A 16686-nucleotide genomic window follows, 5' to 3' on the forward strand; every position below is an offset into this window, starting at 1 on the left:
CAACGATGACGTTCCTGCATTCTCCGTTGTTGCGGTTCATCGTGATCCGACTTCTCTACACCGCGGCAGTGTTGCTCGGGGTCATGGTCGCGGTGTTCCTGCTGATTCAGGTGGTCCCCGGCGACCCGGTCCGGATCGCGCTCGGCACGCGGTACACGCCCGAGTCGTACGACGCTCTACGCAGCGCGTCGGGGCTCGACCAGCCCCCGCTCACTCAGTTGTTCCACTACATCGGCAACGCGTTCACAGGCGACCTGGGCGTGAGTTTTCGTAACGGAGAATCGGTGACGACGCTCCTGCTCGACCGCCTGCCCGCAACGATCTCGCTGGCCTTGGCCGCGATCGTCGTCGCGCTCGTGATCGCCATCCCCCTCGGTTCGTGGGCAGCGCTGCGCGAGGGCCGCGCCGCCGACAACGTCATCCGCGTGGTCAGCCAGGTCGGCATCTCGGTGCCCGACTTCTGGATGGGCATCCTGCTCATCGGCCTCTTCTCGACCGCACTGGGGTGGTTGCCGTCGGCCGGGTACTCGCCGCTCGCCGATGGCCTCGGCGGTTGGCTGGAACACCTTGTGTTGCCCGCCATCACGGTGGGCATCGTCACCGGCGCGATCATGACGCGCTACGTCCGCTCGTCGGTGCTGGACGTCGTCAACGCGCCCTACGTCACGACGGCCGAATCGAAAGGACTGGGCCGCAGCCGTATTCTGCTGTCCCACGTCGGTCGCAACGCACTCGTGCCGGTGCTGACGATCTCCGGTATTCAGTTCGCCGCGCTCCTCGGTGGTGTCATCGTGGTCGAGGTGGTGTTCGCCTGGCCGGGTTTGGGCCTGCTCGTCTACGATTCGGTCGCCGCCCGCGACTATCCGGTTCTGCAGGGCGCAATCCTCCTGATCGCCGTCATCTTCCTCATCGTCAACCTCATCGTCGACATTCTCTACGCCGTCATCGACCCGAGGATTCGACTGTCATGACCGTCCAGCCCGCACCACCGGAAACCAGCACCACCGGCGATCTCTCCACGGACACCGCGTGGCGGCTGCTGCTACGCAACCGAGGGTCACTCGTCGGTCTGGTGATCATTGCGATCGTGATCGTCTGTGCCGTCGCCGGAGGACTCATCGCACCGTACGGCCCCAACGAGATCGACGTTCCCAACGCCCTGGCGGCGCCGTCGTGGTCGCACCTGTTCGGCACCGACGATCTGGGCCGCGACGTGTTCTCGCGAGTGGTCTTGGCGGCGTCGGTCAGCATGCGCGTTGCGATTGTGGCGGTGGCGATCTCGCTGCTCGTCGGGGTGTTCGTGGGCATGCTCGCCGGGTTCCGCGGCGGAGCCCTGGACACCGTGCTGATGCGCATCGTCGACGTGCTGTTCTCGTTCCCGGTGATGCTGCTCGCCCTCGCGATCGTCGCGATCCTGGGGCCCGGCGTGACGTCGGCGATGATCGCGATCGGCATCGTCTACATCCCGATCTTTGCGCGCGTCGCACGCGCCGATACCCTGCGGGTGCGGCAAACCCAGTATGTGATGGCGGCTCGCACCATGGGCGTGCCCACCTCTCGGGTACTCATCGGCCATGTGCTGCCGAACATCTCGGGCCCCGTCATCGTCCAGACCTCCATCTCACTGGCGTTCGCGATCCTGTCGGAGGCGGCGCTCTCGTTCCTCGGGCTCGGCGTCCAGCCGCCCGATCCGTCCTGGGGCCGCATGCTCTACGACGCACAGGGGTTCATCACCACCGCCTGGTGGATGGGCGTGTTCCCCGGTCTGGCAATCCTGTTCACGGTGCTGGCCTTCAATCTCATCGGAGACGGGGTCCGCGACGTCCTCGACCCACGCCAACGAACCCTGTTGCGTAACCGCGGCAAGGCGCCGCGGCAGGCACCGATCGCCGTGCACAAGACGGTCGCACCAGCGGTTCGTGAGCGGCCGAAAGAAGGCACCCCGATCCTCATCGTCGACGATCTCACCGTGGGCGTCGGCCCTCGAGAGATCGTGCACGGCATCGGATTCACGGTCACCGCAGGCAAGACGCTGGGAATCGTCGGCGAGAGCGGCTCGGGCAAATCGCTGAGCGTACTGTCGGCGACCGGTCTGTTCGACGCACCCAGCTCGTATGTGACCGGTTCGGCCCACATCGGTGACACGGAGATCGTCGGGGCATCGGCCTCGACGCTGCGAGCCGTGCACGGCTCACGGGTCGGGTTCGTGTTCCAGGACCCGTCGTCGAGCCTGAATCCCTTGCTCACCATCGAAGAACAACTCACCGAGGGACCTCGACGCCACCTCGGACTCAATCGCGAGCAAGCGCGAGAGCGCGCCCTTTCGCTGTTGCGGGACGTCAACCTGCCCAACCCGGAATCGCGTCTACATTCCTACCCGCACCAGTTGTCCGGTGGGCAGCGCCAGCGGGTGATGATCGCCGTCGCACTCGCCTGCGACCCCGACATCCTCGTCGCCGACGAGGCCACAACTGCTCTCGACGTCACCACCCAGGCGCAGATCATCGACCTGGTGGCGCAGTTGCAACGGGAACGCGGCATGGCGGTGGTGTGGATCAGCCACGACCTCGGTGTCATCGGCCGCATCGCCGACGATGTGCTGGTGATGCGCGAGGGCCAGGTTGTCGAAACCGGTTCTGTTGCCGAGATATTCGCGAACCCGCAGGATGACTACACCCGCACACTGCTGGAGTCTCGGCCGCTGCTGCGCGACGTAGCCGAGCGTAGGCCACCGCCGGCGAAAGATTCTTCGGACACCGAGCCGCTCGTCCAGGTCCATGGACTCGGCGTCGACTACACCGTCCGGGGCGCCGCCGGCCGCGAGACGGTGCACGCCATCACCGACGTCGACCTCAACGTGATGCGCGGCACGACGCTCGGTATCGTCGGCGAGTCGGGGTCGGGAAAATCCACCGTGGCAGGTGTTCTCACCGGGCTGATCGAGGCCGGTCGCGGCACACGGCTGACCGGCAGCGCCGTGGTGAACGTGGAGAGGACGGCGATCGACGCGGTCGGCGCGCGAGGTTCGGAGGCCGCCACACTGCGACGACGAGTCGCGATGGTGTTCCAGGACCCGGCCGCCTCCCTCGATCCGCGGATGACCGCGGCAGCTTCCATCGCCGAACCGCTCCGCACCCATCGCCTGGCGACGGGACGTGATGAAATCCGTTCGCGTGCGGAGGAACTGATGTCCGACGTCAGTCTCGACACCTCGTTTCTCGCCCGGTACCCGCATGAGATGTCCGGCGGTCAACGCCAACGCGTCTGTCTCGCACGCGCTCTCGCTGCCGACCCCGAGATCCTGATCCTCGACGAATCCACCGCGTCGCTCGACGTCTCGGTTCAGGCCAACGTCCTCGACCTCCTCGCCGAACTCCAGCGCGAGAAGGGCCTCACCTACCTGTTCATCGCGCACGACCTCGCCGTGGTCGAGCAGATCAGCGACACGGTCGCGGTGATGCGCAACGGCCGGGTCGTGGAGAGCGGCCCCGCCGCCGACATCCTGCACAACCCCGAAACCGACTACACCCGAATGCTTCTCGACGCGGTTCCGCCGGAAGCGCCCAGTCGGGCGTGATTCGCCGCCGAACGTGAAACCCTGCGCCCGCCACACCGCTGCCTGAGGTGTGAGGAGCGCAAGCCGCCGGGCTGAGGAGCCCCGTGCGAGGCACGAGCATGGAGCGTCTCGGAGTCGACGAGCCTCGAAGGCCTACGCGACGTCAACTCGCCAGCCCTTCGAGGCTCTCGGCTAGCGCCTCGAGCACCTCAGGGAGCGGTAGAGGCGAGCAACGGAGCGCCTGGGTCAGGGAGCGGTAGAGGCGCGCCGACGGAGCGCCTGGGTCAGGGAGCGGTAGAGGCGCGCCAACGGAGCGCCTGGGTCAGGGAGCGGTAGAGGCGCGCCAACGGAGCGCCTGGGCAGTGTTGACTAGCTCAGCGCCAGAGATACCGGATCGCCGCCTGGGCGGCGCGATATCCGCACATGCCGTGAACGCCGCCGCCTGGCGGGGTGGCCGACGAGCACAGGTAGACACCTCCGACGCCGGTCGAGTATGGGTTGGGTGACAGTCGGGGCCGGGAGAGCAAGTGGCGGAAGTCGTTTCGACCACCGCCGATGTCGCCGTCGACAAAGTTGGCGTTGCCGCGCTCCAGGTCTCGTGGCGAGGTGGTCACCGAGGCGATGATGCGATCTCGGAAGCCCGGGGCGAAGCGTTCGATCTGCGCGGTGACGGCCTCTGTCGCATCGTGCGGATAACCCTGCGGGACATGCGCATACGCCCACAACGGTTTCTCGGTACCCGGTGCCCGGGTGGGATCGGCGAGCCACTGCTGTCCGACGAGGACGAACGGGCGCTCCGGCATCCGCCCGGCCACCACTTCCCCTTCTGCGGCGACGATCTCCTCGATCCGTCCGCCGAGATGGACGGTGCCGGCGCGGGCACAGTCGGGATTGGTCCAGCCGACCTCACCGTCGATGAGGTAGTCGACCTTGAAGGCTGCCGGCCCGGGACGGTGGCGTCGGTATCGGCGAAACATTCCCGGCGACAACCGCTCTCCCAGTATCCCGATGGCCGCGACCGGCATCACGTCGAGCAGCACGACGTCGGGTGCGCCGAGATCGTCGATGTCGGTGACCGTCTGGCCGGTCGTGATCGATCCACCGGCGTCGATCAGAGCGGCAGCCAACGCGGTGGTGATGGTCGCCGATCCGCCCTGCGCCACCGGCCACCCGTGGCTGTGGCCGGCGGCGAGCAGCATCAGTCCGGCCGCCGACGAACCGGGCCGGTCCAGGCGGGTGAACGCGTGCGCGGCGACACCGCCGAACAGGGCGCGGGCTTCCTGGGAGCCAAACACCCGCGCCAGCATCGTCGCGGGATACAACGCGTGATGTCCGAACTCGGCCATGCGGATCGGGTGCTGCGGCATCCGCAGGATCGGTCCGAGGATGTCGTCGGCCAGGTCGTCGAAATCGGTTGCCACCGAACCGACGACGTCGCGCCACACGTCGCCATCGGCGCCCAGACCAGAGGCCGTCTCGGCGACCGATCGCCGCAGGACGGCGGCTCGCCCACCGTCGAGGGGATGGGCGCAGTCGATCTCGGGCCAGCGCCACCGCAGGCCGAACTCCTCGAGTCCGAACATGCTGAACGCCGGCGACCCGGCGCCGAGCGGGTGAAAGGCCGAACAATGGTCGTGCAGGACGCCCGGCCGGAGCAGTTCGCTCGACCGCGTACCGCCACCGATGGTGTCGGCCGCCTCGATCACCTCGACCGCACACCCCGCACGGGCCAGCGCAAGAGCGGCCGTCAGACCATTGGGTCCGCTGCCGACGACCACCGCGGTGGCCCCACTACCGACGACCATCGGCCCACCTCACCTGATCTTGAAGATGACCAGCCGTTGGACGACGAAGTTGATCACCGTCGCCGTGCCCTGTGCGATGACGTAGGCGATGAAGCTGTAGAGCAGAGTCTCCGGCCACGCGTGCGACAGCACTGTGTACAGGCCGACGTTGACGAAGAAGGTCACGCCGTACAGCGCAACCACCGAGATGAAACGCAACGTGCTGGGTTCGGCCTCGAAGGTCCAGCGTCGATTCAGCAGATACGCCGTGGTGGTGCCCAGGATGAAGCCGAAGGATTTCGCGATCCAGAAATCCGCTCCGACCACGTACTGAAGGAAAATCGTCAACCCGAAGTCGAGCACCCCGGAACCGGCGCCGGTGATGATGAACCGGATCATCTGGGTCTTCAGATCGACGTTGGTCGACGCCTCACCGTCGTCGAAGGGCAGTTCGATCGGGGTCAGCGCATGACGCGTCTCGAAATCGTCATGGTCCGGCTGCGTCGGGTCGGATTCTGGTCGTGACACGGTCTCAGCCTAGAACTCCTCTTCGACGTCCGAGTCACGGGCGGCTCGCTCGCCTCGATCCAGCGCGGTGAGGTCGGCGAGATCTTCGGAATCGAAATCGAAGTCGAAGAGGTCGAGGTTCTCGAGTTGTCGGCCAGTATGCGACGACTTGGGCACCACACCGATGCCGTGCTGAACCGCCCACCGCAACGCGATCTGCGTCGGCGACTTGCCGAACCGGCGCGCCAGACGCAGCACCCCCGGTTCGGCGAGCATGTGCTCCTTGCGTCCGGTGGGATGCCAGGCCTGGGCGTGGATGCCGTGCTCGGACATGAAGGCGCGCAGCTCGGTGCGCGCGATCGCCGGTGAGCACTGGATCTGGTTGAGCGCAGGCCAGCGACCGGTCTCGTCGTAGAGCATCTGCAAGTGGTGCTGTTTGAAGTTCGACACCCCGGGAACGCGGATGAATCCCTCGTCGGCCAGGGTCAACAGCGCTTTCCACGATTCGACGGTGCGCCCGAGACTCGGGCAGGGCCAATGGATCAGGTACACGTCGATGTGCCGGACGCCGAGCCTGCGCGCACTCTCCTTGGCGGCGTTGATCGCCTCGTCGAAACCCTGGTCGCCGCCCCCGAGCTTGGTCTGGACGACGACGTCGGTGCGGGATATCCCCGACTCCCGCAACCCCATTCCGACGCTCATCTCGTTGCTGTAGCGGCTCGCGGTGTCGAGCAACCGGTATCCCGCACGGAGACCGCTCGACACCGCATCCGCACACGGCTGGCCGAGCATGTCGTAGGTGCCGAGACCGACGAGCGGAATCGCGAACCCGTTGTTCAACTCCACGGTGGGAATGTCCACGTCAACAGGATATTCTCGCGGGCCATCCCAGGGACTGGAATGTCGGTTACCCGTTTGTGCGAACGACGGCACGGCTATCGTCTCGACCATGCGCCGCCCACGTCTTCGAATGTTGTCCGCCTTGATGGTTGCCCTCACTGCGATCGTGATCTCGGCAGTCGGTCCGGCCACCGCCGAAGACGCGGCGGCCCAGCGCGCACCGGTGTGGTCGGGGCTCGACGCGCGCACATATCCCGGACCCATCCCCGCGCCGGGGACGCTGATCCGGCAGGTGCCGCTGGATCGGTCGGTCACGTTGCCCGCGGCCGGTCGGGCCTACCGAATCCTGTACGCCACCCGCGACATCCGGAACCGACCGGCCGTGAGCACCGCAGCAGTGTTCCTGCCGAAGTCGCCGCCCCCACCCGGTGGTTATCCGGTGCTCGCGTGGGCGCACGGGACCGTGGGTCTCGGCGACGATTGCACACCGTCCGCACAGCCCCGTATCGCCCGCGACACGCGCTACCTCGGACATTGGCTCGAGAAGGGCTACGCGATCGTCGCCACCGATTACGCCGGCCTCGGGACACCCGGTCTGATGAGCTACCTCAACGGCAAGGCGGAGGCGCACGCAATCGTCGACTCGGTGATCGCGGCCCACCAGATGGGTCTGCCGTTGGCTCGGAAGTGGGCCATCATCGGCCAATCGCAGGGTGCGGGTGCGGCTCTCGCCGGCGCCCGGGACGCCAATCGCCTGTCGGCAGGACGCGCGCTCGACTACCGCGGCGTCGTCGCGACCGGCACGCCGGCCAACATCGAGCAGGTGATCGCGCTGGCCGGCCCACTCCCGGCCACGCTCCCGCCGTCGCTCACTGCCTATGTGAGTTATGTGTGGGCCGGTTTCAGCGACGCGCGGCCCGACCTCCGACCACTCGCGGTCCTCACTCCCGAAGGTCGGCGCATCATCGCGTTGGCACGCACGACGTGCTACCAGTCGCTGAAACCGCTGGTGCGCGGAAAGTCGTTGCGGGACATCTTCTCTGCCCCCGTATCGTCGATTCCCGGCGCGCGTGCGGCGCTGGCCGAGTACATGGGGACGCCGTACTCCGGATTCGACCGTCCGATCTTCCTGGGGCAGGGACTGCGCGACGTCGACGTGCCGGCTCCATCGGCGTTGTCGCTCTACGCGCAGATGCGCGCGGCGGGCCAACCGGTGGAGTTGCACGTGTACCCCGACCAGGATCACTCGGGCACGGTGATCGCGTCGATGCGCGACTCGACGCCATTCCTGGCGCGCATCATGCGCTGAATCGCAGCAAACCCGCGTCCGGCGCGCGACACTGATGGGGATGCAATTCGACGACATCATCATCGGCGCCGGACACAACGGCCTCACCGCCGCGGCCTATCTGGCTCGGGCCGGACGTAGTGTCCTGGTACTCGAACGGTCCGACCATGTCGGTGGCGCGGCGGTGTCGGCGATGCCATTTCCCGGTGTGCCCGCTCGGGTGTCGCGGTACTCGTACCTGGTGTCGCTGCTGCCGCGGGAGATCATCAGCGACCTCGACCTCGACCTCCGTCTGGTCCGACGACGCTACTCGTCGTACACACCGCTACCGAGTGATCCGGTGCGCGGCATCCTGGTGGACAACGAGGACCCCGACGCCACGGCCGAGTCGTTCCGGCGGGTGACCGGCAGCGAGACGTCGTTCACGGCATGGCAGTCCTTCTACTCCCGCATGGCCACCGTCGCCGAACGCGTATTCCCGACGCTGATCGAGCCGCTTCGCTCGCCCGAACGGATGCACGAGTTGGTGGTCGGAACCGATTCCAGCAACGCCGAACTGTGGGAATGCCTCACCACACGACCCCTGGGCGAGCTCCTCGACCAGTACTTCGACGACGACGTGTTGCGCGGCATCGCCGCCACCGACGGTCTGATCGGTACCTTCGCCGACCTCGACGACGTGTCGCTGCGCCAGAACATCTGCTTCCTGTATCACCTCATCGGTGGTGGCACCGGCGACTGGGATGTGCCGGTCGGCGGGATGGGGGCGGTGTCCGGCGCGCTGTACGAGACGGCGAAATCGGCGGGCGCGCAGATCGAAACAGGAATCACGTTGGGCGGCATAGATGTTGACGACGGTACGGTCGAGTACGGTGGCATCACCGTTCGGGGCCGGCAACTGTATGCGGCGTGCGCGCCCGCCGTGATCAACTCGTACCTCGAGGACCCGATCGCCACCGAATCCGCTCCGCGCGGTTCACAACTCAAGATCAACCTGCTGCTCGACCGCTTGCCCCGACTCCGCGCACCGGTCGTGCCGGAGGTCGCGTTCGCGGGCACCTTCCACATCAACGAGACCGCCGCACAGTTGCGGACCGCGTGGCGTCAGGCCGACCGTGGCGAGGTTCCCGAACTCCCACCGTGTGAGGTGTACTGCCACACGCTGTCCGACCGGTCGATCCTCGGCCGCGAACTCGACGGCATGCACACCCTCACCCTGTTCGGGTTGCACATGCCGCCTGAGGTGTTCGACGAGCCGGGCGCCGTCGAGCATGCTGTCGGCGCAACTCTGGCGTCGATGAATTCGGTTCTGGCCGAACCCATTCAGTCCGTCGTCGCACATGATCGCGACGGCAACCCGTGTATCGAGTTCAAGACCCCGCAGGACCTCGAGGAGACGCTGGGTCTGCCCGGCGGCAACATCTTTCATCGGAGTCTGCAGTGGCCGTGGGCTGAAACCGAGTCGGAGGTCGGGACGTGGGGTGTCGAGACGCGCCACCCGCGGCTGCTGCTGTGCGGGGCGGGCGCACGACGTGGTGGTGGGGTCAGTGGAATCCCGGGCCGGAATGCGGCGATGAGAGTATTGGAAGCGTGAACGCACCCAAGCCTTTTGAACCACATGAGTCGGGCGGGTATCTGCACGGCACCAAAGCCGACCTCGGCGTCGGCGATCTGCTGGTGCCCGGTCGGCGGTCGAACTACGACGAATCCCGCATCATGAACCACATCTACGTCACCAAGACCCTCGACGCCGCCACCTGGGGTGCGGAGATGGCGCAGGGCGAGGGACGCGGCCGGATCTACGTCGTCGAGCCGATCGGTGATCTCGAGGACGACCCGAACGTCACCGACAAGAAGTTCCCCGGCAACCCGACCCTCTCCTATCGGTCCAAGGCGCCCGTGCGAGTGGTCGGCGAGATCACCGACTGGGTGGGACATCCCGCCGAGCAGATTCAGGCGATGCGCGACGGGCTCGCCGATCTCCGGCGTCGAGGACTCGATGTCATCTACGACTGATGATCGGTCGAATTCCACACACCCCGAACTCCCACGTACACACGAGATCCGTGATGTAGATGGTAGTTCTGTGTGTGCACCCCCGAGTTCGACGGATGAGGAGAGTCGTGGAATGAAGAGGATCTCCGTTGTTCTGGGCGTCGCAGCCGCGATCGCTCTGCTCACCGGATGCGGGGACGACGCGAGCGAGGACTCCGCCGCGTCGACCACCACGAGCATGTCGACCACGACGTCGACGGTCCCGGTTCCGACAACGAGGACCACCGAGGCCGGGTCGACGCAGGTGCCCCAGGAGTGGCCGTCGGACATCCCCGTCGTGAGTGGAGGCACCTACCGGTACCAGCACGGGCAGACCGGCGCCGGAATCCTCGAGGTGCGCGGCCTGGGACCGAGCGCCTTCGACTCGGCGCTCACCCAACTGCAAGGCGCGGGCTTTGCGCCCGTGACCACCGTCGACCCGCCCGGCTCGGACCCCCGCACTGCCACGCTGAGCAAGGGGCAGACCGTGGTGTCCCTGACCGGCAGCACCACGGCGTCGGGATATGTGCTGGTCTACGGCAACAAGCTGCCCTGATGCGACAGGGCCGGCGGCCAAACGATCGTCTCGGGTAGCACAATATGTGCTACCTTTGGCCATGGCAGTCATCGGAATTCGCGAACTACGTCAGCACGCGTCTCGCTATCTTGCACAAGTGGAAGCCGGCGAGGAGGTTTCCATCACGAATCGCGGTCGGACCGTGGCCAAGCTCGTTCCTGTCAGCGCGGATGAGCGCAGTCGCGAGTCATTGATCGAGGCCGGCGTGCTGGTGCCGTCGCGCACGCCGCAGCGATTGCGCGCAATCGATCCCGACGCTCTTCCTTCTCGCGACCTCTCGGCAACTCTCGACAGCATTCGCGACGAGCGATGATCTACCTCGACACCTCGGCGATGACGAAACTCATTGTGCGCGAGACCGAAACGCCTGCGCTGGTCGCCTGGCTCGGACAGCACCCTGACGAGGCGGTGGCAACAAGCGCACTCGGGCGCGTGGAGTTGATGCGAACCGCGGCGCGCGACGCGAGTAGAGGGATCGTCGAACGTGCCCGCGAACTACTCGACAGCATCGATGTACTCGTCCTCACCGACACCGTGATGGAACTGGCCGAGACCATCGGAGCGCCGACGCTGCGTTCCCTGGATGCCATCCACCTTGCGTCCGCGGCGCAACTGGGTGACCACCTCACCGCCCTCGTCGCGTACGACAAACGCCTGCTGGACGGATGCGCGGACCTCAATTTTCCCACCGCGTCGCCGACGGATGAGACCGAGAAACTGGTCGGTGACTGAAGGTCGCACATGAGAACAGCGTGCTTATACGCCCGTCAGGATCACCCGAGTACCCTCATGTGCGATGTCTACTGAAGAGTTGCTGCCGATCACTACCCGCCACCTGGTCGGGTGGTCCCGCACGACACCCACCGAAGGGCACGTGCTCTCCACCCCGTATCCCGAGGTCATCGCGGAGGCGGTGGCCCGCGTCGCCGACGACAACGCCGACAAACCCGACTACCTCAAGCGCGGTGTGATCGCGCGTGGTCTCGGGCGGTCGTACAACGAGTCCGGCCAGAACAGCGGCGGCCTCACCGTCGACATGACACCACTGACCCGCGTCTACTCGATCGACGACGAGACGGGCATCGTCGACGTCGACGCCGGACTGAGCCTCGACGCATTGATGCAGGTCGCGCTGCCGCACGGGCTGTGGGTTCCGGTGCTGCCGGGCACCCGGCAGGTCACCGTCGGCGGGGCCATCGCTCACGACATCCACGGCAAGAACCACCACAGCCAGGGCAGCTTCGGCAACCACGTCGTCGAGATGCACCTCTTGGTCGCCGACGGTCGGGTGCTGACGCTGAAGCCCGAGGGGTCCGACGACGATCCGGACGGTTCGATCTTCTGGGCGACGGTCGCCGGCATCGGTCTGACCGGCATCGTGTTGCGGGCCAAGATCCAGATGAAGCGCACCGAGAGCGCCTACTTCATCGCCGACACCGCCCAGACCGCGACGCTGCAGGAGACCATCGACCTGCACCTTCAGGACGGGTTCGAGGACGGCTACGAGTACGCGTCGGGCTGGTTCGACACCATCAGCGCACCCCCCAAGCTGGGGCGCGGCACGTTCTCCCGCGGCAACCTGGCCAAGCTCGACGAACTGCCGGAGAAGTACCGCAAGGACCCGCTGAGCTTCAACAACAAGCCGCTGATCACCTTCCCCGACGTCTTCCCGCGCGGGCTGGCGAACAAGCTCAGCTTCTCGCTGGTCGGCGAGGCGTACTACCGGATCGGGCCGCCCAGCGAGGGCAAGGTGAAAAATCTGGCGCAGTTCTATCACATGCTCGACGTGTTCGGGAACTGGAACAACGCCTACGGACGCGGCGGCGGATTCTGCCAGTATCAGTTCATCGTGCCGACCGGCAACGAGGGCGAGTTCACCAAGCTGATCGAGGACATTCAGGCGTCGGGCCACGTCAGCTTCCTCAACGTCATCAAGCTGTTCGGCGAGGGCAACAAGGCGCCGCTCAGCTTCCCCTTCAAGGGATGGAACGTCTGCCTGGACTTCCCGGTGAAGGACGGCCTGGCCGAATTCCTCAACGAACTCGATCGTCGGGTCATGGCGATGGGTGGTCGGCTCTACACCGCCAAGGACTCGCGCACCTCGGCCGAGAGCTTCCACAAGATGTATCCGCGCATCGACGAGTGGCTCGCCGTTCGACGCCGCGTCGACCCGAACGGCGTGTTCATGTCCGACATGGGCCGTCGTTTCGAGCTCGGCTGACCCACCCCGCTCCCTGAGGTGCGCCCTTCGATACGCTCGCAAGCTCGCTACTCAGGACCCGCCAAGCGAGCCTCGAAGGGTCAGCAACCAGACCACACAGACTATCGAAAGCGAGAAGTAAAGAGATGATGAACGCCGTCGGCGCTCCCCAATCCATCCTGGTTCTCGGTGGCAGCTCCGAGATCGGGCTGGCCATCACCGCCGAATACCTCAAGAAGGGACCGGCCCGCGTCATCCTGGCGACCGTTCCCGGCGACCCCACCGCCGAGGCGGCCGAGGCCAAGGCCAAGCAGGCCGGCGCTAGAAGCGTCGAGCTCATCGACTTCGATGCCCGGGCCACCGACACCCACCGCGACGTGATCGACAAGGCCTTCGCCGGCGGCGATGTGGACGTCGCGATCGTCGCCTTCGGCATCCAGGGCGACGACGAGCAGGCGTGGCAGGACCACAAGCTCGCGGTCACCGAGGCCGAGATCAATTACACCGCAGCCGTTTCCGTCGGTGTGCTGCTCGGCGAGAAGATGCGCGAGCAGGGCCACGGACAGATCATCGCGATGAGTTCGGTTGCCGGCGAACGTGTTCGACGCAGCAACTTCGTCTACGGCTCCACGAAGGCGGGCCTCGACGGCTTCTACCTCGGCCTCGGTGAGGCCCTGCGGCCGTTCGGTCCCCGGGTTCTCGTGATCCGGCCCGGACAGGTCCGCACCCGCCTGTCGGCGCATGTGAAGGAAGCACCGATGACGGTGGAGAAGGAAGACGTCGGCCGGCTTGCGGTCGCCGCCGCGACCAAGGGCAAGGAGATCGTCTGGGTGCCGGGACAATTCCGGTTCGTGATGATGGTCCTGCGGCATATCCCGAGGCCCGTCTTCCGTAAGCTGCCCATCTGAGAAATGACCGCGCCCGCAGGTTCTTCCACCGCAGGTCTGTCGAGACTCGGACGTGACGCGCTCACCATTGCGATCGCGGTCGTCGTCGGGGCCGTCGTCTCGATGGCCGGCCTCAAGGTGATCGACGTCGTCGACTGGCCCGCCTACAACGCGTCGAACGTCACGCGCGCACTCACCACGGCGGGTCAGATCATCGCGATCGCGGTGGTCGTGGCGACTGCGCTGTTGTATCGCTACGGCCGTGCGCGCGTGGCGATTCCGTTCCTGTCGGCAGCGGCGATGGCGGGGTTCGTCACCGTCACCCTCGGCATGCCGCTCGGTGCGACCCGGCTCTATCTGTTCGGACTCTCCGTCGACCAGGAGTTCCGGACCGAGTACCTCACCCGCATGACGTCGAGTCCACATCTCGCGGACATGACCTACGTCGACCTGCCGCCCTACTATCCGGCCGGATGGTTCTGGTGGGGTGGACGATTCGCGAATGTGATGGGGCAACCCGGCTGGGAGGCCTACAAGCCGTGGGCGATCGTCTCACTGGCCATCGCCGCCGCGATCACCGCGATCCTGCTCAACCGGATGTACGGCGCCGATCGCGGGGGCGCGATCGCACTGGCGGTCACCACGGTTGCACTGCTCTACGCCGCACCGGAACCCTATGCGGGCGTGCTGGTTCTGCTCGCCGTGCCGATGGTGATCGTGCTGACCTATGCGTTGCGAGGTCGATCGCGGGCGGCCGACGGACCGGTGCGTGCGACGAGTTGGCCCGCGGTGATCGCAGCCGGCCTGTTCGTCGGGCTGTGCGCGACGATGTACACACTCTTCATAGGCCTGTTCGCGATCGTCGCGATCCTGCTCTCGCTGTACTTCGCCGTGCAGGGCTGGCGCAGCGTTGCCAACAAGACGGTCGCGACCGACCAACTGCGCAGTGAACGCCGCACCATCCTCGTCGCGGTGGGTGGTCGCCTCGTCGCCATCGGTGCGATCACCGGACTCGTCGCACTGACCGTCTGGGCACCCTATCTGTGGGCGCGTGTGACCAACCAGCCGGCCAGCGGCGGAACCGCCGAACACTATCTGCCGGAGCGGGGTTCGATCCTGCCGGTGCCGATGTTCCAGTGGAGCCTCGTCGGCGTCATCACCATGATCGGACTGGTGTGGATCCTGCTGCGGTTCCGGCAGCGCACCGCCGCCCTCGCGTTCGGCGCGACGGTGGTGGCGGTCTACCTGTTCTGCCTGTTGTCGTTGCTGATGACGGCGGCCGGGTCGACGCTGCTCTCCTTCCGCCTCGACCCGATTCTCGCGGTGGTGTTGTCGGCGGCGGGCGTCTTCGGAGTGGTCGAGTTGGCGCACTGGGCGGTTCGGCGGTTCGGCGACGTCAGGTTCGTCGTCGGTGCCCTCGCGACGATCGCGGCGATCGCGATGGCGCAAGGCATTCCGGCGCATCTGAGCACCGAGATCACCACTGCCTACACCGACACCGATGGCTACGGGGAACGCGGCGATCATCGACCGCCCGGTGCCGAGTCGTACTATCCCAAACTTGACACACTCATCCGGGCGCAGACCGGACGCGCGCCGACCGACAACATCGTGCTGACCGCCGACTACGGCTTCCTGTCGATCTATCCATACTGGGGATTCCAGGGCCTCACCTCGCACTACGCGAATCCATTGGCCGAGTTCGACAAGCGGGCGGCCGCGATCGAGCGCTGGTCGAAGGCAGAGACCCCGCAGGAACTGATCGAGAAGCTGAACGGCTCGCCGTGGCCCGCGCCCAACGTCTTCCTGTTCCGCTACAGCCCCGACGGCTACACCCTGCGCCTCGCCGAGGACGTGTACCCGAATGATCCGAATGTGAAGCGCTACACCGTGACCTTCGATCCCGCGTTGTTCGCCGACCCCCGCTTCACCGTCACCTCCGACGGCATCGGGCCGTTCGTGCTGGTGGTTCGCAAAGCGGTTGCCCGATGAGCGGGTTCACGATCGAGCGTGTGGACGGCGACGCCGGCACCGCATATCTCGTCGGGACCGGTCCAGTCAATTGGGTTGTCCTCCAAGAGGGTTCCGATCTGACCTTGATCGACGGTGGATATCCGGGACAGGCCGACGCGGTGGTCGAATCGATTCGCGCCATCGGCGCGCGACCTGAGGACATCCGTGGTGCCCTACTCACCCACGCGCACGTCGATCACCTCGGCGGACTCGCAAAGCTGCAGAAGCGCTACGGATTCGACGTGTTCATGGACCCGGTCGAGGTCGCGCACGCGCGGCGTGAGTATTTGCAGCAAGCCGACGTCCGCGACATCGCACCGATCGCCTACCGACCACGGGTATTGCGATGGCTGGCGACGGTGACACCGCTCGGCGTCCTCAGTCGCACCGGACTGCCCGACGCGCAACCGTTCCCCGAACCGTTGGATCTTCCCGGACGTCCGAAACCCGTTGCTGCCCATGGCCACACCGACGGGCACAGCGCCTACCTCGTCGCCGACGAGCAGGTGCTGGTCTCGGGCGACGCGCTGGTCTCCGGACACCCGATCTCCGCGATCGCCGGACCCCAATGCATCGCCGACGCCTTCCAGCACGACGTCGACGAGGCCCGGCGCACGGTCGGCGACTTCACCCGACTCGACGCGACCGTCCTGTACCCCGGCCACGGACCCGTCCACCGCGGCAGCGTGGCCGACGCGGCGAGACGAGCGCTCGACATCTGAGCCCGGATCTGTAGCAGAACCTCGAGAAATTGAGCCGAACAACGCCCGCTGCCCCCGCTCCTTGAGTCCCCTTCCGCCGGCTGAGGTGCTCGAGGCGCTAGCCGAGAGCCTCGAAGCCCTGGTGAGACACGGCAATTGGGCATCCCGGTAGCAAAGGTCACCAGGCCTTCGAGGCTCCTCGCTAGCGCTCGTCGCACCTCAGGCAGCGGTAGAGGCAGCGCTCGTCGGACCTCAGGCGGCGGTAGAAAGGCCAGCGCCTCGAGCCAGCGGAGGGAGAC

Annotated in this window: 15 protein-coding genes; 12 read left to right on the forward strand and 3 right to left on the reverse strand. The window is 66.4% G+C overall.

Going from position 1 to position 16686, the window contains the following annotated elements:
• Window positions 1–5: 5 nt before the first annotated feature.
• Both ACWDTF_RS22265 and ACWDTF_RS22270 read left to right on the forward strand, forming a co-directional pair.
• Window positions 6–971, forward strand: coding sequence for an ABC transporter permease (locus ACWDTF_RS22265; protein WP_240857900.1), 966 nt, complete (start codon window positions 6–8; stop codon window positions 969–971).
• Window positions 968–3577, forward strand: coding sequence for a dipeptide ABC transporter ATP-binding protein (locus ACWDTF_RS22270; RefSeq protein WP_449755083.1), 2610 nt, complete (start codon window positions 968–970; stop codon window positions 3575–3577). Before ACWDTF_RS22265 ends, ACWDTF_RS22270 begins: the two co-directional genes overlap by 4 nt.
• A 353-nt stretch (window positions 3578–3930) precedes the next feature.
• Here ACWDTF_RS22270 and ACWDTF_RS22275 read toward each other — a convergent pair whose 3' ends face one another.
• From ACWDTF_RS22275 to ACWDTF_RS22285, 3 genes are read right to left on the reverse strand one after another with little or no spacing between them, the layout of a single operon-like run.
• Window positions 3931–5361, reverse strand: coding sequence for a phytoene desaturase family protein (locus ACWDTF_RS22275; RefSeq protein ID WP_449755084.1), 1431 nt, complete (start codon window positions 5359–5361; stop codon window positions 3931–3933).
• A gap of 9 nt (window positions 5362–5370) precedes the next feature.
• Window positions 5371–5868: a GtrA family protein gene (locus ACWDTF_RS22280; protein WP_355272686.1), complete on the reverse strand. Its 498-nt coding sequence runs from the start codon at window positions 5866–5868 to the stop codon at window positions 5371–5373.
• Window positions 5869–5877: 9 nt separating this feature from the next.
• Window positions 5878–6708: an aldo/keto reductase gene (locus ACWDTF_RS22285; protein WP_240857896.1), complete on the reverse strand. Its 831-nt coding sequence runs from the start codon at window positions 6706–6708 to the stop codon at window positions 5878–5880.
• Window positions 6709–6796: 88 nt separating this feature from the next.
• Between ACWDTF_RS22285 and ACWDTF_RS22290 the strand changes: the two genes are divergently transcribed.
• The 10 genes from ACWDTF_RS22290 (at window position 6797) to ACWDTF_RS22335 (ending at window position 16408) form a co-directional block, all read left to right on the forward strand.
• Window positions 6797–7996 carry a prolyl oligopeptidase family serine peptidase gene (locus ACWDTF_RS22290; RefSeq protein WP_433257448.1) on the forward strand — a complete coding sequence of 400 codons (1200 nt, stop codon included), beginning with the start codon at window positions 6797–6799 and terminating at the stop codon, window positions 7994–7996.
• Between the two features lie 40 nt (window positions 7997–8036).
• Window positions 8037–9569, forward strand: coding sequence for an FAD-dependent oxidoreductase (locus ACWDTF_RS22295; protein ID WP_433257446.1), 1533 nt, complete (start codon window positions 8037–8039; stop codon window positions 9567–9569).
• Window positions 9557–9991: an NAD(+)--rifampin ADP-ribosyltransferase gene (arr, locus tag ACWDTF_RS22300; protein WP_449755092.1), complete on the forward strand. Its 435-nt coding sequence runs from the start codon at window positions 9557–9559 to the stop codon at window positions 9989–9991. The genes ACWDTF_RS22295 and arr overlap by 13 nt, the downstream gene beginning before the upstream one ends.
• Before the next feature lie 112 nt (window positions 9992–10103).
• Window positions 10104–10565: a hypothetical protein gene (locus ACWDTF_RS22305; RefSeq protein ID WP_355272679.1), complete on the forward strand. Its 462-nt coding sequence runs from the start codon at window positions 10104–10106 to the stop codon at window positions 10563–10565.
• A 61-nt stretch (window positions 10566–10626) separates the two neighbouring features.
• A complete protein-coding gene (locus ACWDTF_RS22310) occupies window positions 10627–10899 on the forward strand; it encodes a type II toxin-antitoxin system Phd/YefM family antitoxin (RefSeq protein WP_240857892.1) in 273 nt (90 codons plus the stop codon).
• Window positions 10896–11318: a type II toxin-antitoxin system VapC family toxin gene (locus tag ACWDTF_RS22315; protein WP_240857891.1), complete on the forward strand. Its 423-nt coding sequence runs from the start codon at window positions 10896–10898 to the stop codon at window positions 11316–11318. The genes ACWDTF_RS22310 and ACWDTF_RS22315 overlap by 4 nt, the downstream gene beginning before the upstream one ends.
• Before the next feature lie 64 nt (window positions 11319–11382).
• A complete protein-coding gene (locus ACWDTF_RS22320; protein ID WP_355272675.1) occupies window positions 11383–12807 on the forward strand; it encodes an FAD-binding oxidoreductase in 1425 nt (474 codons plus the stop codon).
• A gap of 125 nt (window positions 12808–12932) precedes the next feature.
• Window positions 12933–13694: a decaprenylphospho-beta-D-erythro-pentofuranosid-2-ulose 2-reductase gene (locus tag ACWDTF_RS22325; RefSeq protein ID WP_240857889.1), complete on the forward strand. Its 762-nt coding sequence runs from the start codon at window positions 12933–12935 to the stop codon at window positions 13692–13694.
• Between the two features lie 3 nt (window positions 13695–13697).
• Entirely contained in the window at window positions 13698–15665 is a 1968-nt protein-coding gene (locus tag ACWDTF_RS22330) for a galactan 5-O-arabinofuranosyltransferase (RefSeq protein WP_240857888.1), read from the forward strand.
• Window positions 15662–16408: an MBL fold metallo-hydrolase gene (locus ACWDTF_RS22335; protein ID WP_240857887.1), complete on the forward strand. Its 747-nt coding sequence runs from the start codon at window positions 15662–15664 to the stop codon at window positions 16406–16408. The genes ACWDTF_RS22330 and ACWDTF_RS22335 overlap by 4 nt, the downstream gene beginning before the upstream one ends.
• Window positions 16409–16686: the final 278 nt, after the last annotated feature.

The organism is Gordonia sp. NPDC003422, from assembly GCF_053588675.1.